The 19,663-nt window shown below is 64.1% G+C and carries 18 protein-coding genes; all 18 read right to left on the reverse strand.

Translation table 11 applies throughout. The annotated features are described in order from the left end of the window. The coding region (proS, locus tag ACP5E6_RS01705) for a proline--tRNA ligase (protein ID WP_427950815.1) at positions 1-981 on the reverse strand (981 nt) is incomplete at its 3' end. Positions 982-1,016: 35 nt separating this feature from the next. Continuing rightward, a complete protein-coding gene (locus ACP5E6_RS01710) occupies positions 1,017-2,111 on the reverse strand; it encodes an acyltransferase family protein (protein WP_427950817.1) in 1,095 nt (364 codons plus the stop codon). A 248-nt stretch (positions 2,112-2,359) separates the two neighbouring features. Next, a complete protein-coding gene (locus tag ACP5E6_RS01715; protein WP_427950820.1) occupies positions 2,360-4,021 on the reverse strand; it encodes a ribonuclease J in 1,662 nt (553 codons plus the stop codon). A gap of 22 nt (positions 4,022-4,043) precedes the next feature. Then, positions 4,044-4,844: a type III pantothenate kinase gene (locus ACP5E6_RS01720; RefSeq protein WP_427950823.1), complete on the reverse strand. Its 801-nt coding sequence runs from the start codon at positions 4,842-4,844 to the stop codon at positions 4,044-4,046. Positions 4,845-4,866: 22 nt separating this feature from the next. Next, the gene (locus ACP5E6_RS01725; RefSeq protein WP_427950826.1) at positions 4,867-5,595 is read right to left on the reverse strand and encodes a biotin--[acetyl-CoA-carboxylase] ligase; all 729 of its coding nucleotides are present in this window, start codon (positions 5,593-5,595) and stop codon (positions 4,867-4,869) included. Continuing rightward, positions 5,592-7,040 carry an NADH-quinone oxidoreductase subunit NuoN gene (gene nuoN / locus ACP5E6_RS01730; protein ID WP_427950829.1) on the reverse strand — a complete coding sequence of 483 codons (1,449 nt, stop codon included), beginning with the start codon at positions 7,038-7,040 and terminating at the stop codon, positions 5,592-5,594. Before nuoN ends, ACP5E6_RS01725 begins: the two co-directional genes overlap by 4 nt. Further along, positions 7,037-8,545, reverse strand: a complete 1,509-nt coding sequence (locus ACP5E6_RS01735; RefSeq protein WP_427950832.1) for an NADH-quinone oxidoreductase subunit M — start codon at positions 8,543-8,545, stop codon at positions 7,037-7,039. The genes nuoN and ACP5E6_RS01735 overlap by 4 nt, the downstream gene beginning before the upstream one ends. A gap of 5 nt (positions 8,546-8,550) precedes the next feature. Continuing rightward, complete coding sequence (gene nuoL / locus ACP5E6_RS01740) at positions 8,551-10,479, reverse strand: NADH-quinone oxidoreductase subunit L (RefSeq protein ID WP_427950834.1); 1,929 nt, start codon at positions 10,477-10,479, stop codon at positions 8,551-8,553. Between the two features lies 1 nt (position 10,480). Beyond that, positions 10,481-10,789: an NADH-quinone oxidoreductase subunit NuoK gene (nuoK, locus tag ACP5E6_RS01745; protein WP_427950836.1), complete on the reverse strand. Its 309-nt coding sequence runs from the start codon at positions 10,787-10,789 to the stop codon at positions 10,481-10,483. Beyond that, on the reverse strand, positions 10,786-11,469 hold the full coding sequence (locus ACP5E6_RS01750) for an NADH-quinone oxidoreductase subunit J (protein WP_427950838.1): 684 nt from the start codon (positions 11,467-11,469) through the stop codon (positions 10,786-10,788). Before ACP5E6_RS01750 ends, nuoK begins: the two co-directional genes overlap by 4 nt. Before the next feature lie 6 nt (positions 11,470-11,475). Then, entirely contained in the window at positions 11,476-11,964 is a 489-nt protein-coding gene (nuoI, locus tag ACP5E6_RS01755; RefSeq protein WP_427950841.1) for an NADH-quinone oxidoreductase subunit NuoI, read from the reverse strand. 168 nt (positions 11,965-12,132) lie between these two features. Continuing rightward, complete coding sequence (gene nuoH, locus ACP5E6_RS01760; protein WP_427950843.1) at positions 12,133-13,149, reverse strand: NADH-quinone oxidoreductase subunit NuoH; 1,017 nt, start codon at positions 13,147-13,149, stop codon at positions 12,133-12,135. Positions 13,150-13,153: 4 nt separating this feature from the next. Continuing rightward, positions 13,154-15,211, reverse strand: a complete 2,058-nt coding sequence (nuoG, locus tag ACP5E6_RS01765; protein ID WP_427950846.1) for an NADH-quinone oxidoreductase subunit NuoG — start codon at positions 15,209-15,211, stop codon at positions 13,154-13,156. A 46-nt stretch (positions 15,212-15,257) separates the two neighbouring features. Then, positions 15,258-16,553: an NADH-quinone oxidoreductase subunit NuoF gene (gene nuoF, locus ACP5E6_RS01770; protein ID WP_427950848.1), complete on the reverse strand. Its 1,296-nt coding sequence runs from the start codon at positions 16,551-16,553 to the stop codon at positions 15,258-15,260. Continuing rightward, a complete protein-coding gene (locus ACP5E6_RS01775) occupies positions 16,553-17,164 on the reverse strand; it encodes a complex I 24 kDa subunit family protein (RefSeq protein ID WP_427950851.1) in 612 nt (203 codons plus the stop codon). Before ACP5E6_RS01775 ends, nuoF begins: the two co-directional genes overlap by 1 nt. A 15-nt stretch (positions 17,165-17,179) precedes the next feature. After that, positions 17,180-18,391 (reverse strand): NADH-quinone oxidoreductase subunit D, encoded by a 1,212-nt coding sequence (locus tag ACP5E6_RS01780; RefSeq protein WP_427950853.1) that lies wholly within the window; start codon positions 18,389-18,391, stop codon positions 17,180-17,182. Further along, positions 18,388-19,023: an NADH-quinone oxidoreductase subunit C gene (locus ACP5E6_RS01785; protein WP_427950855.1), complete on the reverse strand. Its 636-nt coding sequence runs from the start codon at positions 19,021-19,023 to the stop codon at positions 18,388-18,390. Before ACP5E6_RS01785 ends, ACP5E6_RS01780 begins: the two co-directional genes overlap by 4 nt. After that, positions 19,016-19,576 (reverse strand): NuoB/complex I 20 kDa subunit family protein, encoded by a 561-nt coding sequence (locus ACP5E6_RS01790; RefSeq protein ID WP_427950858.1) that lies wholly within the window; start codon positions 19,574-19,576, stop codon positions 19,016-19,018. Before ACP5E6_RS01790 ends, ACP5E6_RS01785 begins: the two co-directional genes overlap by 8 nt. Positions 19,577-19,663: the final 87 nt, after the last annotated feature.

Consider the following 19,663-nt stretch of genomic DNA (forward strand, 5'->3'; position numbering starts at 1 on the left):
CGCGCCGGTGAGGCGGGAGACGCCGATGCCGTAGCTGCCCATTTCGGGGTGGATTCTGGCACCATCGGGGCCGACGACGGAGAAGCCCATTTTTTCGCTGTATTTGGTGCCGAAATAGAAGATCTGGCCAACCTCGATACCGCGCCCTTCGCGGCGGTCGGCCTCGGGGATGGTTGCCCAGGCCGCGGTGTCGTGTTTTTCGTCGGTCGCGGCGTAGAGCGTGGTCATTTGGTCGAAGAACGCGTCGAGATCGGCATTGGTTTCGTAATTATAGGTGTCGTTGCCGAGGTCGATCGATTCGAAGGCTTTGTCGTAGAACACGCCGCTTTCGCCGGTGGGGGCGAGGATGTGGAACTCGTGGGAGAGATCGCCGCCGATCGGGCCGGTGTCGGCGCGCATCGGGATGGCGCGCACGCCCATGGTGCGGAAGATCCGCATGTAGGAGAGCATCATGCGGCGGTAGGAGGCGACGGCGGCGGCATAGTCGAGGTCGAAACTGTAGCCGTCCTTCATGTAGAATTCGCGGCCGCGCAGGACGCCGAAGCGGGGGCGGACCTCGTCGCGGAATTTCCACTGGATTTGATAGAGCATCTGCGGCAGGTCGCGGTAGGATTGCACACTGTCGCGCATGATGGCGGTGAGCATTTCCTCGTTGGTCGGGCCGTAGAGCATTTCGCGATCGTGGCGGTCGCGGATGCGGAGCATTTCGGGGCCATAGGCGTCGTAGCGGCCGCTTTCGCGCCAGAGATCGGCGGATTGGATGGTGGGCATCAGGATTTCCTGGGCCCCTGCCCTCGCCTGCTCGGCGCGGACGATGTTGGCGATGTTGTGGAGCACGCGCAGGCCGGTGGGCAGCCAGGCATAGATGCCGGCGGATTGCTGGCGGATCATGCCGGCGCGCAGCATCAGCCGGTGCGAGACGATCTGCGCCTCGGCGGGGGTTTCCTTGAGGGTGGGGATGAGCGAGCGGGAGAGGCGCATGCGATGTCCTGAGCGAGGGGTTGGTGCCCGTTCTCCTACAGCGGCACGGTGCCCTCGGCCAGAGCCTGGGCGCGTTCGGGGTCGAGCCGGCGGTTCAGGGCGACGCGGGCGGGTTTTTCGATCAGGACGTGGAGGAGGAGACCGAGGCCGAATGTCAGGCCCATCAGCATGCCGGCATAGGCGAGCGGGACGCTGGCGGGAGGGTGGTGCAGGCGGCGGAAGAGTTGCGAGGTGACGAGCTCGGCGGGGGCGAAGCTCATGTAGAGCGGGTAGGAGATGATGCCGATGAAGCGCAACGGTTTGATGCGGCCGAGATAGGCGGGTTTTTCGGCATCGCCCTGCATGGCGAGACCGTAGATCATCAGCCAGATGCCGAACACCGTCAGAGCGTCGTGCCCGCCCCAGGCGGCGGCGGCGGCGGCGAGGGCGCCGATGAGGCCGATTCGGGCGCCGGGCCATTCATCGGCGAACATCGGGACGACGATGGCGGTGGCCATGCCGGCGATGAATTCGGGAAAGAAGCGCAGCAGCGAGGCGGCGAAGGTGAGATTCAAGCCGTGGAATTCGAACGAGACGACGCAGAGGATGAAGAAGCACAGCGGCATCGCGGCGACGATCGCGAGGTTGAAGAACCGGGAGAAACTGGCGGCGATGAAGGGGAACAGAAGATAGCCGGCCCATTCCGTGCTGATCGACCAGGAGGGGTAGTTCCAGGTCCAGTGGTTCAGCGTGCCCCAGCTTTGGATCAGCAGCAGATTGTCGATCAGGGCCATGGTGCCGAAACGGTCGGGCTGGCGGGGGGTGAGGCCGATCGCGATGCCGCCGAGGAAGATGACGACGAGGAGGAGAATGACGGCGAGATGGACCGGATAGAGGCGGGCCAGGCGCTTGCCCCAGAAATGGAGCAGGCCGGGCCGGGTCAGCGGGATTTTGGCATCGACCCGGGCGAGGATGTAGCCGGAGAGGACGAAGAAGCCATCGACTCCGAGATAGCCATGGTCGATCACGATGCCGAGCGGGCCGAACCAATGGCTGAACTGGGCGTGGAGGTTGACGTGATAGGCGAAGACCCAGAGCGCGAAAAGGGCGCGGCAGGCGGTCAGATCCGTCAATTCGCGTGTTTTGTTCATCACTTGGGCTTATTGCCAGAAAAAAGCCCGCCGACCAAAGGGCCAGCGGGCCAAGTTCAGGGAGGAAACGCCAGTCACACGGCAGAGTAAAGAACCAACCTTCACTCTATGACGCATGATGCATCGCACCATCGCGGGCGTAAAGGAAAATCGGCGGGGATTATTCATAAAAAATGCACTTTGAGGCGGTTGTTGCTCATTTTGTGTGCATTTTATGCTGTGACTTGGTGTTTTTGCCTATGAGATAATCAACCGATCTGGATGACGTGGACATCAACCATGGGACGCTTGCCGAATCGGCGGCCGAGGACGCGGCGGAGGGCGGATTGCGCGGCTTCCTTCACGGCGCCGCGATCGGTGCGCAGGCTGGCGGGAAGTTCCTCGAAACTCGTGACGAAATCGGCTTCGAGGGCGGCGAGGGCGGAATCCTCGGTGTCGAACAGACCCGGCGCGGTGATCTGCGCGCCGCCCTTGACCCGGCCGGATTGGTCGATCGCGATGCTGCCGATCACGACGCCGTTGAACATCATGCGCCGGCGCGCGGCCATGACGCCGCCCTGCATCGGGACGAGGCGATCGCCATCGACCGCGAGGCGTCCGACCGGGACAGAATCGATCACCTCGGGTTCGCCGGGGCCGAGGCGGGCGACGTCGCCATCTTCGAGCAGGAGGGTGCTGATGCCCTCGGCTTCGGCGAGATCGGCCTGGGCGGCCATGTGACGCCATTCGCCATGGGTCGGGATGATGTATTTCGGGCGGACCAGGCGGTAGAGATGGCGCAGCTCGTCACGCGCGGGGTGGCCGGAGACGTGAACCATGTGGTCATCCGCGGTCATGACGTTGACGCCGGCGCGGACCAGATCGTCCTGGACGTTGCCGATCGCGCGCTCGTTGCCGGGGATCATGCGCGAGGAGAAGATGACGGTGTCGCCTTCGCCGAGGGCGATATTGCGGTGGGTGTCGGCGGCGATGCGGGCGAGGGCGGAGCGTTTTTCGCCCTGGCTGCCGGTGGCGAGGATCAGGAGATTGTCGTCGGGGATGCGGCCGGCTTCGTCCTCGGGGACGAAATCGGGCAGGTCCTGGAGGTAGCCGGTCTCCTGCGCGGCTTCGACATATTTGGCGAGGCTGCGGCCGACCAAAGCGACGTGGCGATCCGCGGCGAGGGCGGCTTTTACCACCGTGTCGATCCTTGCGATGTTGCTCGAGAAACAGGTGACGACCACCCTGCCCTTCAGCCCGGCGATCAGCGCGGTCATGCTTTTGCGCACCGTGGCCTCCGAGCCGGAATGGCCTTCGACCTGGGCGTTGGTGGAATCGGAGACCATCGCGAGCACGCCCCGATCGCCCAGCGCCTTGAGGGCGGCTTCGTCGGTCGGCGGGCCGACCAGGGGTTCGGGGTCGAGTTTCCAGTCGCCGGTGTGCAGGATGGTGCCGACCCTGGTGGTGATGGCGAGCGCCTGCGCTTCCGGGGTGGAGTGGGCCATGCGGATGTATTGCAGGTCGAACCCGCCGATTTTGAACGCGGAACCGGGGGCGGTTTCGTGGATTTTCACGCTGCGCAGCAGGCCGGCTTCGCTGAGACGGTAGCGGATGAGGGCGGCGGTGAAGGGGGTGGCGTAGATCGGGCAGCGCAGCGCATCCCAGATGCGGGCGATGCCGCCGATGTGGTCTTCATGGGCGTGGGTGATCACGAGGCCGGTGATGCGGTCGCGGTTGGCCCTGAGATAGGCGGGGTCGGGGACCAGCAATTCGGCTTCGGGGGCTTCCGGCCCGGCGAAGCCCATGCCGCAATCGACCACCAGCAGCTCGTCATCGATGCCGTAGACATTGAGGTTCATGCCGATTTCGCCGGTGCCGCCGAGCGGGGTGAAGGTGAAGCCGGCGTTGGATTTTGTGGGTTTTTTGGTCATTCGTGATGGTCTTTCATGATCGTCAGTCGTTTTCCGGCTCGCGGTTGCGCAATGGCGGGGATGGGTTGCGCAGCGCCAGCAGGCGCAACCCTTCAAGGGTGAGATCGGGGTCGGTGCGCTCGATCCGGGGGCTGCCCTCGGCGATCAGGGGGGCGAGGCCGCCGGTGGCGATGGTTTTCATCGGCGCGCCGAATTCGGCTTCGATCCGGGTGATCAGGCCTTCGACCAGGCCGACATAGCCCCAGTAGATGCCTGAGCGCATGGCGGGAATGGTGGAGGTGCCGATCACCCGCTGCGGGCGGCCGATGCCGATGCGCGGCAGGCGGGCGGCGGCCTGGTGCAGCGCCTCGACCGAGAGGTTGATGCCGGGTGCGATCGCGCCGCCGATATAGGCGCCGGTTTGATCGACGACGTCGAAGGTGGTGGCGGTGCCGAAATCGACCACGATCAAGGGGCCGCCATAGGTCTGATGGGCGGCGAGCGCGTTGAGCAGACGGTCGGCGCCAACCTCGGCGGGATTGTCGACCGCGATGGCGAAGCCCCAGTCGAGCGTGGCGCTGGCGATCAGGGGTTCGATGCCGAACCAGTCACGGCAGAGGCGGCGGAGGTGGTAGAGGGCGGCGGGAACCACGGTGCCGATGACGGCGCGGGTGATCGCCGCGACCGCGATGCCGTTGCGTTCGAGCAGAAAGCCGAGCCAGACGCCGTATTCATCGGACGTGCGCTGCGCATCGGTCGCGATGCGCCAGGTGCCGCGCCAGGCGATGCCGTCATGCACCGCGAAGACGATGTTGGTGTTACCGGCATCGATGACCAGTCTCATGTGGTTCGGTCCCTGGCGCTGCTCATAGCAGGGCGACGTCGCCGCTGCGGATGGTGGTGATGGTGTCGCCCTGTCGGAGCAATAAACTGCCCGCGGCGTCAATCCCGGCGAAGGTTCCGGTACGGCGTCCGCCGTCGATGGTGAGGGCGGCACCTTGGGGGTGGGCGCGCGATTGCCACGCCGCGCGGAGGGTGGCGCCGTGATCGGCGGCGAGGCTGGCTTGCCAGTGGTCGAGCCGGGCGCAGAGTGTCGGGAGGAGGTCGGCCGGGGTGGCGCGGCCACCGAGCGCGGCGAGGCTGGTGGTGGCGCGGCCCTCGATTTCGGGGGCATGGGCGAGGTTGACGCCGAAGCCGATGATCAGCGTGGCGATCATGCCCTGCTCGACCGTGGCATCGAGCAGGATGCCGGCGAGTTTGGCGCCGTTGGCCATGAGGTCGTTCGGCCATTTGAGGCTGAGCGGCGACGGGTGGGGCAGCATGGGATCGAGCGACTCGAGCAGCGACAATCCGGCGATCAGGGCGAACATTCCTCCCTCGGCGGCCGGGATGGCGGGGCGCAGCAGGGCGGAGGCGTAGAAATTACCCGACGGCGAGGACCAGACCCGACCGGCGCGGCCGCGCCCGGCGGTCTGGCGTGTCGCGGTGACGAACAGGCGGTCGGGCTCACCGTTGCGGGCGCGCTCGGCGCAAAGATCGGAGGTGGAGGCGAGGGTCTCATGACAGGCGAACCGCCACCCCGGCTCGGCCGTCAAAAGCCCTGGCTCGGAAACAGCGCGTGGGCCGCGAGCGAGGAGACGGTGGACAACGGCGCGGGGTAGAAGACGAACAAGGCGATCGCGATCGCGCTCACACCGATCACGAGGTTGATGCCGGCGCTGCGCCGGTCGAAACCGGGGGAGCCCGTGTCGAAATACATCACTTTGATCACGCGGAGATAATAAAACGCGGCGATCGTGCTGGTGATGATGCCGATGACCGCCAGAATGTCGAGACGCGCGTCGATCGCGGCGGCGAAGACGTAGAATTTGCCGAAGAAGCCCGCCAGCGGCGGGATGCCCGCCATCGACCACATCATGATCGCGAGCACCAGAGCGTAGCGCCCGTCCTCGCTCGCCATGCCGGCGAGATCGGCGATGCGTTCGACCGGGCGGCCCTTGCGCGACATCGCGATGATGCAGCCGAAGGTGCCGAGCGACATCACGAGGTAGATCGCGAGGTAGATCAGGGTCGCGCGGATGCCCATGAGCGTGCCGGCGGCGAGACCCATCAGGGCGTAGCCCATGTGCCCGATCGAGGAATACCCCATCAGGCGCTTGATGTTGGTCTGCCCGATCGCGCCGAGCGCGCCGACGATCATCGAGGTGGCGGCGAGGATTTCGACCAGATCCTGCCATTGCATGAACAATGGCCCGAACGGGCCGAGCATCACGCGCAACAGCAGCGCGAACACCGCGAGTTTCGGCGCGGTGGCGAAAAAGACGGTGACCGAACTGGGCGCGCCTTCATAGACATCCGGCGTCCACATATGGAACGGGGCGGCGGAGATTTTGAAGGCGAGGCCGACCAGGACGAAGACGATGCCGACGGTCGACCCCAGCGACGCGGCGGCGCTGCCGGTGAGGGCGCGGGCGATGCCCTCGAAATTGGTGGTGCCGGAAAAGCCATAGACCAGCGAAATTCCGTAGAGAAGGATGCCGGAGGACAGCGCGCCGAGGACGAAGTATTTCAGCCCGGCTTCGGAGGAGCGCAGATTGTTGCGCGCGAAGGCGGCGAGCACGTAGAGGGCGAGCGACATGATCTCGAAGCCGAGATACAGCGTCAGCAGGTCGCCGGCCGAGATCAGCACGATCATGCCGACCACGGCGAAGATGATCAGCACCGGATATTCGAAACGGGTGATGCCGGTGCGCTCGTTGAACGCGACCGAGAGCGACAGCGCGCCGGCGGCGCCGAGCAGCACCAGCATGTCGGCGAAGCGGGTGAAATCGCTGGTGAGGTAGAGGCCGTGGAAGACCTCGCCATCGGGTGCGGCGAAGATCAGGCGGGCGGTGATCGCCAGGATCACGATGGCGCTGCCGGTGATCGCGAAACTATGATCGCGCGCGGTGAACACGCCGGACATCAACATGATCATGCCGGCGATGGCGAGGAACAGGAGGGGGAGCATGGTGTTGAACATGATCATCGCGGCACTCATGGTTTGGCCATCGCAAGCGTTGCCGGCAGCTGAAGGGCGGCGACATGGGCGCGCACCAGATCGGTCACCGCGGTGTGGAACGCCTCGGTCAGACCGCCGGGCACGAAGCCAAGCCCGAGGACAAGGACGGCGAGCGGGGCGAGCATGAGCCATTCCTTGCCGGTGAGGTCGCTGATGACGGCGTTCGCGATGCTGCGCGCATGGTCGAACAGGACGCGGCGGACCATGACCAGCATGTAGATCACGCTCAGGATCATGCCGGTGCTGACCAGGAGGGCGACCCAGAAATTGACCTGGATGGCGCCGATCATGACCAGGATTTCGCCGACGAAGCCGGAGGTGCCGGGCAGGCCGATATTGGCGAGGACGAAAAACATCAGGAAGGCCGCATAAATCGGCATGCGGGTGGCAAGCCCGCCCAGCTGGTCGAGCCGGAGCGAATGGCCGCGCGCGAGCAGGATGCCGACGCAGAGGAACAGGCCGGCGATGACCAGGCCGTGCGAGACCATCTGGAACAACGCACCTTCGATGCCGATGACCGTGAAGGTGAAGATGCCGACGATGATGAGCCCCATGTGGGCGACCGAGGAATAGGCGATCATGCGCTTCATGTCGGTTTGCGCGAGGGCGGCGAAGGAGATGTAGATGACGCCCATGATGCCGAGGGCGAACATCAGCGGTGCGAAATACTGCGAGGCTTGCGGCAGCATCGGCAGGGAGAAGCGCAGGAAGCCGAAGGCGCCCATTTTCGAGAGCACGGCGGCGAGCATGATGGTGCCGGGCAGCGGCGCTTCGCCATAAGCATCGGGCAGCCAGGTGTGCAGCGGCCAGACCGCGGCCTTGACGCCGAACGAGGCGAGGAAGGCGAGGAACAGCCAATCCTGAATATGCGGCGGGATCGGCGTGTGCATCAGGGTGATCATGTCGGTGGTGCCGGCGTTGTGCCACATCCACACCAGGGCGAGCAGCATCGGCAACGAGCCGGCCAGAGTGAACAGGAAGAATTTGAGCGCGGCGTGGATGCGCCGCTCGCCGCCCCAGATTCCGATGATCAGATACATCGGGATCAGCACGCCCTCGAAGAAGATGTAAAACATCAGGAAATCGAGCGAGCAGAACATGCCGATCGTCATGGTTTCCAGCAGCAGGAAGGCGGCCATGTACTCGCGCACGCGGCGGCTCTCGCGCCAGCTCGCGAGGATGGCGATCGGGGTCAGCAGCGCGCTGAGGGCGACGAAGAACAGGCTGATGCCGTCGATGCCGAGACGGTAGGCGATATGGAATTGCGGAATCCACGGGGCGGTTTCGGTGAATTGGAAACCATGGGCCTGCGGGTTGAAATCGGACAGCATGATCGCGGCGAGCACCAGGACGAGCAGGCTGGTCCAGAGCGCGATCCAGCGGGCGTTGCGCGCGCTGGCAGCGAGGCTGCCCTGCGGGACGAAGATAAGCGCGGCACCGATCAGCGGCAACCAGATCATCAGCGAGAGGAGGGGAAACATCATGGTGCTCACCGCGCCAGCAGGAAGATGGTGACCAGCACCATCAGGCCGATCAGCATGACGAAGCCATAGACCGCGATCGATCCGCTTTGCAGGCGGGCGGCCTGGCCCGACGCCTCGCTGGTGAGGCGGGCGAGGCCGGTGGGAACGCCATCGATCACCTCATCATCGCCGACGCGCCAGATCAGCCGGGCGAGACGCAAGGCGGGGCGGACGAAGATGATGTCGTAGGCTTCGTCGAAATACCATTTGTTCAGCACGAAGGCGTAGAGTCCGGGCAGTGATTTCGCGAGTTTTTCCGGCATCGCCGGGGCGATTTCGTAGAACCAGTAGGCGATGCCGATGCCGCCGATCGCCAGCAGCAGCGGCAGCTCCGCCCCCCATGCCGGGATGGTGTCGCGCAGGAGAAGGGCGGCGCCGTGGTGCGGCAGAGCGACGCTGGCACCCCAGAACGCGGCGAAATGCGTGCCGATGAAAATCGGCGCCAGCAGGAAGCCGCTGGTCAGGGCGCCGATCGCGAGGATGAGCAGAGGGCCGAGCATGACGACGGGGCTTTCGTGGGCGTGGGCGATGGTTTCGGCCGGGCCGCGCGGCTTGCCGTGAAACACCAGAAGCATCAGCCGCACGATGTAGAAGGCGGTCAGCCCGGCGCCGAGCGAGCCGGCGAACCAGCCGAACAGAGCGGTGGGCGAGTGGTTGGCGAAGGCGGCGGCGAGGATCGCGTCCTTGGAGAAATAACCCGAGAACGGCGGGATCGCGGCGAGGGCCAGGGCACCGAACCACATTGTGCCGTAGGTGATCGGCAGTTTGCGCCACAGGCCGCCCATTTTGCGGATGTCCTGCTCATCGGCCAAAGCGTGGATCACTGAGCCGGCGCCGAGGAACAGGAGGGCCTTGAAGAAGGCGTGGTTGACCAGATGGAACATCGCCGCGGGCGCAGCACCGACGCCGACCGCGATGAACATGTAGCCGAGCTGCGAGCAGGTGGAATAGGCGATGATGCGCTTGATGTCGTTTTGCACACAGCCGATCGTGGCGGTGAAGAACGCGGTGGCGGCGCCGATGAGGGTGATGAGGTCGAGCGCGACCGGGGCATGATCGATCAGCGGGGTCATCCGCACCATCAGGAAGACCCCGGCGGTGACCATGGTGGCGGCGTGGATCAGGGCGGAGATCGGGGTGGGGCCTTCCATCGCGTCCGGCAGCCAGGTGTGCAGGAATAATTGCGCCGATTTGCCCATGGCGCCGATGAACAGAAGGATCGAGATCACTTCGAGCACCGGCAACGCGCTGCCGAACAACGGGTAGGTCAGCGGGATCGCGGCGGGAACGCCAGCGAAAATCACGTCGAAACTGACGCTGTGGAAGGTCAGCCAGGTCAGGGCGATGCCGATCGCGAAGAACAGATCGCCGATCCGGTTGACGATGAACGCCTTGATCGCGGCTTCGTTGGCGCTCGCGCGGTCGTACCAGTAGCCGATCAGCAGATAGGACATCAGGCCGACCCCCTCCCAGCCGAAGAACAGCTGGATCAGGTTGTTGGCGGTGACCAGCATCAGCATGGCGAAGGTGAACAGGGAGATATAGACGAAGAAGCGCGGCTCGGTACGGTCGTGCGCCATGTAGCCGATGCTGTAGATGTGGATGATCGCGGAGACCACCGTGACCATGCCGACCATGACCAAAGACAGCGTGTCCTGACGCAGCGACCAATGGGGGGTGAATTGCGCGACGGCAATCCAGGCGCCGAACATCACGCGGTGATCGGGCAGGTTCAGGACGAGATGGCGATAATCGGTGGCGATGGCGGCCGCGGCGGCGATGATCAGGCCAGCGACGCTGAGCCCGACCGCGAGGGCGCGGCTGGCGAAGGGACGGAACAGGGCGGCGAGCAAGGCACCGGCGAGCGGTGCCAGAACGGCGATGGCGATGAACATGTCAGCCCTTCATCAACGTGACGTCTTCGACTTCGATCGAGCCGCGGTTGCGGAAATACACCACGACGATGGCCAGACCGATCGCTGATTCCGCCGCGGCGACCGAGAGGACGAACATGGTGAACACCTGGCCCATCATGTCGTGCAGGGCCGCCGAGAAGGCGACGAAATTGATGTTCGCGGCCAGCAGGATCAGCTCGATCGACATCATGATGACGATGATGTTTTTGCGGTTGAGGAAAATGCCGAACACGCCGATCACCAGCAACAGACCGGCGACCACGAGGTAATGAGCCAACCCGATGGTCATTGCGCGATCTCCTTGTCAACGGCGGGGTCAACGGCGGGGTCGATGGCGGGTGCGGCCGTCGCCGGGGTGATGCGGCGCGCGCCCTCGCCCAGTTTCATCGTCACCATCGTCAATGTGTCGCCGACCTCGCGATCGTGCTGGGCGCGGATGTTCTGACGGCGGGCGCCGCGACGGTCGGTGTGGGTGAGCACGATGGCGCCGATCATGGCAACCAGGAGGAGCAGCGCGACCAGTTCGAAGGGGAACATGTAGCGCGTGTAGATCAGATCGCCCAGCGCGTTGGTGTTGGGCAGCCCGGCCGGGATGGGCACCATGGTCGCGAGATGGGCGGCGGGGGCGATGGTCCAGTTGACCGCCATCAGCCCGATTTCGATCATCAGGATGAAGCCGATGGTCAGGCCGAGCGGCGCGTAACGCTGAAACCCCTCGCGCAGGGCGGCGAAATCGACATCGAGCATCATGACCACGAACAGGAATAGCACCGCGACCGCGCCGACATAGACGATGACGAGAACCATCGCGAGGAATTCAGCGCCGGCGAGCACGAACAGGGCGGCCGCGTTGATGAAGGCGAGGATCAGGAACAGAACGGAATGCACCGGATTGCGCGCGGTGATCACCATGCAGGAAGCGGCGAGCAGGATGCCAGCGAAGACATAGAAGGCGATGGCGGCGATCATGCGGCGCTACCGGTAGGGCGCGTCGAGTTCGAGGCGCTTGGCCAGTTCAGACTCCCAGCGATCGCCGTTGTCGAGCAGTTTCGCTTTGTCATAGAGCAATTCCTCGCGGGTTTCGGTCGCGAATTCGAAATTCGGGCCTTCGACGATGGCATCGACCGGGCAGGCTTCCTCGCACAGGCCGCAGTAGATGCATTTCGACATGTCGATATCGTAGCGTGTGGTGCGGCGCGAACCGTCGGCGCGGGGTTCGGCCTCGATGGTGATCGCCTGGGCCGGGCAGATCGCCTCGCAGAGTTTGCAGGCGATGCAGCGTTCCTCGCCGTTCGGGTAGCGGCGCAGCGCGTGTTCGCCCTTGAAGCGCGGGCTGATCGCGTTTTTCTCGTAGGGGTAGTTCAGCGTGGCCTTGCGCTTGAAAAAATAGCGCAAGGTGATTCCCATGCCGGAGAGGATTTCCAGCAGGAGGAAGCGGCGGGCGGTACGGTCTAGCAGGGGCATTGAGGACGCCTCCGAAACAGCGAAGGGAGAAGGACTTCTTTTTTTGTAAAAAAAGAAGCAAAAAAACTTTTGTTGATTGGGGGCGTACCCGTGACAACGCCCGAGACCCTGCGAATAGAAGTTTTTTGCTTCTTTTTTTCAAAAAAGAAGTCTTCTCTTTTCCCTTGCTCAAGCATGCGGCAACCACCCGAACATCTCGAGCACGCTGGCGGTGAGCACGAGCCAGGCGAGCGAGAACGGCAGGAAGACTTTCCAGCCGAGTTGCATCAATTGATCGTAGCGGAATCGCGGCAGCGTGGCCCGCACCCAGAGAAACACGAACAGGCAGGCCGCGACCTTGAGGATGAACCAGATCGGGCCGGGGACCCAGGTGAAGGGCGCCAGCGGAACGGGCGACAGCCAGCCACCGAGGAAGAGAATGGTGGTCATGCCGCTCATCAGGATCATGTTGGCGTATTCGCCGAGAAAGAACAGCGCGAAGCTCATGGCGCTGTATTCGACGAAGAAGCCGGCGACGATTTCACTCTCGCCCTCGGCCAGGTCGAACGGGGCGCGGTTGGTCTCCGCGAGGCCGGAGATGAAGAACACCACCAGCATCGGCAACAGCGGGATCGCGAACCAGATGGTGCGCTGGGCGAGAACGATCCGGTTGAGGTCGAGACTGCCGGCGCAGAGCAGCACCGAGACGATCACCAGCCCGATCGAAACCTCGTAGCTGATCATTTGCGCGGCACTGCGCAACGCGCCGAGGAAGGCGTATTTCGAGTTGCTCGCCCACCCGGCGATGATGATGCCATAGACGCCGAGCGAGGAGATCGCGAATAGATAGAGCATGCCGACGTTGATGTTGGCGATCGCCCAATGGTCGTTCACCGGAATTACCGCCCAGGCGATGATCGCGAGGCCGAAGGTGATGATGGGCGCGAACAGGAACAGCAGCCGGTTGGAGCCGTCAGGGATGATGGTTTCCTTGAACAGCATTTTGATCGCGTCGGCGAAGGGTTGCCACAGGCCGAACGGGCCGGTGACGTTGGGGCCGCGGCGCAGTTGCATCGCGGCCAGCACCTTGCGCTCGGCATAGGTGAGATAGGCGACGCCGAGCAGAAGGGGCACGATCAGGGCGAGGGATTTCAGCAAAGTGAGAATCAGGATGCCGAGATCGGAGGCGAAGAAACCGGTGCTCATGACATCACTCCGCCGCCTGTTGCAGGGGGGCGAGAATTTCGGTCACACATTTCGCCATGGTCGGGCTGGCGCGGCTGATCGGGTCGGTCTGGTAGTAGGTTTCGAAGGCGGGGGTGAACGGCGCATCGCTCAGTTGCGTGGCGTCGCCCATTGGTTTTGGACCGGCGTGAGCGGTGCGGCCCACCGTGTCGGGCGTGGCGAAGATCGGGTTGGCCTGGGCGAGGCGGTGACGCAGGGTCTCGATCGTGTCGTAGGGCAGCGGCTTGCCGAGCAGGGCGCTGGCGGCGCGGATGATGGTCCAATCCTCCCGCGCCGCGCCGGGTGGGAAGACCGCGCGCTGGGCGAGCTGAACGCGGCCCTCGGTGTTGACATAGATGCCGGGTTTTTCGGTGTAGGCGGCGCCGGGCAGGACGATGTCGGCGCGGGCGGCACCGCGGTCGCCGTGATGGCCTTGATAGATCACGAAGGTTTCGGGCGGGATCGCCGTCATGTCGATCTCGTCGGCGCCGAGCAGCCAGAGCACATCGACGCCGCCGGCGACCATGGAGGCGACATCCTTGCCATCCGGCGTCGGGACGAAGCCGAGATCGAGGCCGCCGACGCGGGCGGCGGCGTTGTGCAGCACGTTGAACCCGTGCCAGTCGGGGGTGAGCATGCCGGTGGCTTCGGCGATCTGCCAGCAGGCGGCGAAAACCGCGGCGCCATCGGGTCGGGCCAGCGCCTGTTGCCCGACGATCAGGAGCGGTTTTTTCGCGGCGGCGAGTTGTTTGGTGAAGGCGGCTTCAGGGTCGAGCAGGGCGCGCAAGGCGGCGCCGTCACTGCCGAGATGCGTGTAGCCGTAGGTGATGTCAGCTGGTGCGCCGATCAGGCCGGCGACGAATTTGGTATCTTCGACCCAGCGGCGGCGGATGCGGGCGTTCAGCACCGGGGCTTCGTGGCGCGGATTGACGCCGACGAACAGGACGGCGTCCGCTTCATCGATGCCTTCGATCGTTGTGTTGAACAGATAGAATTCGCGACGGGAGGTTTCGAGCGCGGCGCCGTCCTGACGGCAATCGAGATTGGGCACGCCGATTGAGGTCAGCAGGTCCTTCAAGGCCATCATGCTCTCGGCATCGCACAGATTGCCGGCAATCGCCCCGATGCGGGCGGGTTCGGCCCCGTTCAGGCGCGCGACCACGGCGGCGAGCGCTTCATCCCAGGTCGCGGCATGAAGTTTGCCGTCGCGGCGTATCCAGGGCCGGTCGAGCCGTTTGCGCTTCAGGCCGTCGAGCGCGAAGCGGGATTTATCGGCCAGCCATTCCTCGTTCACGGCGTCGTTGATGCGGGGCAGGATGCGCAGCACTTCACCGCCACGGGAATCGATACGGATATTGGTGCCGAGCGCGTCGAACACGTCGATACTATCGGTTTTGCGGAGTTCCCAGGTGCGGGCGATGAAGGCGTAGGGCTTGGCGGTGAGCGCGCCGACCGGGCAGAGGTCGATGATGTTGCCGGAAAGCTCGGAGGTCAGGCCGCGTTCGACGTAATTGGTGATTTCGAGGTTCTCGCCCCGCGAAATGCCGCCGAGTTCCGGCACGCCGGCGACCTCGGCGAGGAAGCGGACGCAGCGGGTGCATTGGATGCAGCGGGTCATGACGGTTTTGACCAGGGGGCCGAAATTCTTGTCGGTCACCGCGCGCTTGACCTCGTGATAGCGGGTATGGTCGCGGCCGTAACCGACCGCCTCGTCCTGCAGATCGCATTCGCCGCCCTGATCGCAGATCGGGCAGTCGAGCGGGTGGTTGATCAGCAGGAATTCCATCACGTTGCGGCGTGACTGGCGCACTTTTTCGGTGTCGGTGAAAATGACCATGCCCTCGGCGACCGGCTGGCCGCAGGAGGCGACCGGTTTGGGCATTTTTTCGATCTCGACCAGGCACATCCGGCAATTACCGGCGATCGAGAGGCGCTCGTGGTAGCAGAAGCGGGGGATTTCCTTGCCCGCCGCCTCGGCCGCCTGGAGGACCGAAAAGCCGGTGGGGACGTCGAGTTCGATTCCGTCGATCGTGACTTTGGGCATCAGTTCCGGCTTCCAATCGATCGTGACATCGGATGGGCTTTGAGGGTCATTCCGCTGCAATCCTCGGTGCGGTGCGCGCCTTGTAGTCCGCGATCCGCTGCTCGACCATCGGGCGGAAATGGCGGAGCAGGCCCTGGACCGGCCAGGCGGCGGCATCGGCGAGCATGCAGATGGTGTGGCCCTCGAGTTGGCGGGTCACCTGTTCCATCAGGTCGATCTCGGCGACTTCGGCGCGGCCTTCGACCATGCGGTTCATCATCCGCATCACCCAGCCGGTGCCTTCGCGGCAGGGGGTGCACTGGCCACAGCTTTCGTGTTTGTAGAAAGCCGAAATCCGGGCGATGGCGCGGATCAGATCGGTCGATTTATCCATCACGATGACCGCGGCGGTGCCGAGGCTGCTGCCGGCCTCGCGCAAACTGTCGAAATCCATCAGCACATTGTCACAGACCGATTTCGGGATCATCGGCACCGAGGAACCGCCGGGGATCACGGCGAGCAGATTGTCCCACCCGCCGCGCACGCCACCGGCGTGACGGTCGATCAACTCACGCATCGGAATGCCGAGTTCATCCTCGACGGTGCATGGTTTGTTGACGTGACCGGAGATGCAATAGAGCTTGGTGCCGGCGTTTTTGGGGCGGCCAAGCCCGGCGAACCAGCCGCCACCGCGCCGCAGGATGGTCGATACCGCCGCGATCGACTCGACGTTGTTGACCGTGGTCGGGCAGCCATACACCCCCATGGCGGCCGGGAACGGCGGCTTCATCCGGGGCATGCCCTTCTTGCCCTCAAGGCTTTCGAGCAAAGCGGATTCCTCGCCGCAGATATAGGCGCCGCCGCCGCGATGGATTGTGATGTCGAAATCCCAGCCGGACCCGCAGGCATCCGGCCCGATCAACCCGGCGTCGCGGGCTTCATCGACCGCGGTCTGCAAATGCAGGAATTCGTTGTAATATTCGCCCCTTATGTAGATGAAGGCCCGGTGCGCGCCCATCGCGAAACTCGCGATCAGGCAGCCTTCGACCAGCTTGTGCGGATCGTGGCGGATGATGTCGCGGTCCTTGCAGGTGCCAGGCTCGCTTTCATCGGCGTTGACCACGAGATAGCTCGGCCGGCCATCGCTGGTTTTGGGCATGAACGACCATTTCAGCCCGGTCGGGAAGCCCGCGCCGCCACGGCCGCGCAGTCCGGAGGTTTTTATCTCCTCGACGATCGCATCCCGGCCACGGGCGAGAATGGCGGCGGTGCCATCCCAGTCGCCGCGGGCGCGGGCGCCTGGGAGGCGCCAGTCGTGGAGGCCGTAAAGATTGGTGAAAATACGGTCCCGATCGCTCAGCATCAGGTCTCTGCTCCGGGTTCCGGCTGGGTGACAGCGGCGAATAGCGTGGTGCGTCCGCCTTCGGGGGCGGCATTCTGCCGGCCGATCGTGGAGCCGGGTTGCGGGGGATCGCCGCGGCGGAACGCCTCGAGCAGCGCCACGGTGCGGGCTTCGTCGAGGTCTTCGTAATAATCGTCGTTGACCACGAGAACCGGCGCGTTGACGCAGGCGCCGACACATTCGAGCTCTTCCAGGCTGAAGACCTCGCCGTGGTCAGCGACGGCACGGCGGCAGGCGTCGCGCACGCCGTCCGACCCGCGCAGCCAACAGGGCGTGGTGGTGCAGACCTGAAGGTGGAATTTCTGCACCGGCTTGAGATGGAACATGGTGTAGAAGGTCGCGACCTCATAGACGCGGATGCGGGGCATGCCGAGACGATCGGCGATCACATCCATGGCGGCGCGCGGCACCCACGCATGATCGGTGGTGCGCGCCATCTGGCGTTGGGCGAGATCGAGCAACGGCATCACGGCGCTGGCCTGACGGCCTTCGGGATATTTCGCGATGATGCCGGGAATCCGGGCCTCGCTGAACTCATCGAAGCTGAAGGCTTCGTTTGCTGTGTCGTTCATCATTTCGCTCATCGCTTAACGGTCCACTTCACCGAACACCACATCGATCGAGCCGAGCACGGCGATGGCATCGGCGAGGAGATGATTTTTCGCCAGACGTTCGATCGCTTGCAGATGGGCAAAACCGGTCGGACGGATTTTGCAGCGGTAGGGGTGATTGGTGCCATCGGCGATGAGATACACCCCGAACTCCCCCTTGGGGGCTTCCACCGTGGTATAGGTGGTTCCCGCTGGCACGTGATAGCCTTCGGTATAGAGTTTGAAATGATGGATCAGCGCCTCCATCGAGCGCTTCATCTCGGCGCGTTTGGGCGGGGTGATCTTGTTGTCCTGCACCTTGATCGGGCCGGGCTGCATTTTCTGGAGCGCCTGGCGGATGATTTTGACGCTTTCGCGCATTTCGTGCAGGCGCACCAGATAGCGATCGTAGCAATCGCCATGCCTTCCGACCGGAATGTCGAACTCGACCTCGGCGTATTTGTCATACGGCCGGGCGCGGCGCTGATCCCATGCGATGCCGGTGGCGCGCAGGTTGGGGCCGGAGAATCCCATGGCCAGCGCGTCCTCGGCGGAGATGATGCCGATGTCGACCAATCGCTGTTTGAAGATGCGGTTGCCGGTGAGAAGACCTTCCAGATCATCGAGAAATTTCGGGAACCCTTCGCTCCACGCCCAGATCTGTTCGGCCAGACCTTCCGGCATGTCTTTCGAGACGCCGCCGGGGCGGAAATAATTGGCGTGGAACCGCGCGCCGGAGACGGCCTCATGAAAAATGAACAGTTTTTCGCGCTCTTCATAGCCCCACAGGCTCGGTGTCTGTGCGCCGACATCGAGGCCGAGATGAACCGCGTTCTGGGTGTGGTTGAGAATGCGGGTGATTTCCGCGAACAGCACCCTGATCCATTGACCGCGATCCGGCACGGTGATGCCGAGCAGCTTCTCGGTCGCCAGGGCGAAGGCATGTTCGCACGCCATCGGGCTGACGTAATCGAGACGGTCGAAATACGGCACGGCCTGGAGATAGGATTTGTATTCGATCAGTTTTTCGGTGCCGCGATGCAGCAGCCCGATATGGGGATCGGCGCGGGTGACCGTTTCGCCGTCCAGCTCCATGATCAGGCGCAGCACGCCGTGCATCGAGGGATGCTGCGGCCCGAAATTGATGGTGTGGCGCTCGCCCTGGGTGAATTCCTGCACCACGTTCTGGCGTTCGCTCGCCGCCGTCATGACGCGGCCTCCGGTTTCCGTGTGGCTTTTTCGTCGCCGGGCAGCGTGGTCATGGCTTCCCAGGGCGAGAGGAAATCGAAATTGCGGAATTCCTGGGCGAGAGCGACTTTTTCATAGACCACGCGTTTTTGCTCCTCATCGTAGCGGAGTTCGACATAGCCGGTCAGTGGAAAATCCTTGCGCAGCGGATAGCCCTCGAAACCATTGTCGGTGAGGATGCGGCGATGGTCGAGCAGCCCGTCGAAGCTGATGCCGAACAGGTCGAACACCTCGCGCTCCCACCACGCGGCGCCGGGCCAGATCGGGGTGACGCTCGGCACCGGCGTGGCTTCGTCGGTGGTCACGATGATGCGCAGACGGTCGTTGCGGCCGATCGAGAGCAGATTATAGACGACATCGAACCGCTCGGCGCGCTGCGGCCAGTCAACGCCACACACATCCATGCACTGCGCGAAGGCGAAGCGGGGATCGTCGCGGAGGGTGCGCATGATCGCGGGCAATGCGTCACGCGCGACCGTGGCGATTCGCTCATCGCGTTCCAGCCACACCGATTGGACGCCCGGCAGGGCGCGCAGGGCGGCGGTGACGCGATCGACCGGGGCCGCCGGCGCGGCGGGATCGGTCTCACTCACGGAAAATCGTCCCGGTGCGGCGGATCTTTTTTTGCAGCTGCATGATGCCGTAAACCAAAGCCTCGGCGGTTGGCGGACAACCGGGGACATAGATGTCGACCGGCACGATCCGGTCGCAACCGCGCACCACCGAATAGGAGAAATGGTAATAGCCGCCGCCATTGGCGCAGCTGCCCATCGAGATCACCCAGCGGGGCTCGGGCATCTGGTCGTAAACCTTGCGCAGGGCGGGCGCCATTTTATTGGTCAGTGTGCCGGCGACGATCATGACATCACTCTGACGCGGCGAGTTGCGCGGGATGATGCCGAAGCGATCGAGGTCCCAGCGCGGCATGTAGGCGTGAATCATTTCGATGGCGCAGCAGGCGAGGCCGAAGGTCATTGGCCACAGGCTGCCGGTGCGCGCCCAATTCACCATTTTGTCGAGATTGGCGACGACGAAGCCCTTGCCGGCGATCTCGCCGGTGATGCCGCGGATCACCGCATCCTGTTCGGGGCCGGGCGCCAGAGCGTCGCGGTTCCAGGCGATATCGGGTTGCTGTATGGCGTTCATATCAGATGTTCCGATCAGACCGATGTCCGGTCAATACCTTTATCCTGGTGAGATGCCAAAGCGTCGTGCCGCGGGCGGTGGAGACAA

It is taken from the genome of Acidiphilium sp., assembly GCF_049977125.1.
Classification (GTDB): Bacteria; Pseudomonadota; Alphaproteobacteria; order Acetobacterales; family Acetobacteraceae; genus Acidiphilium.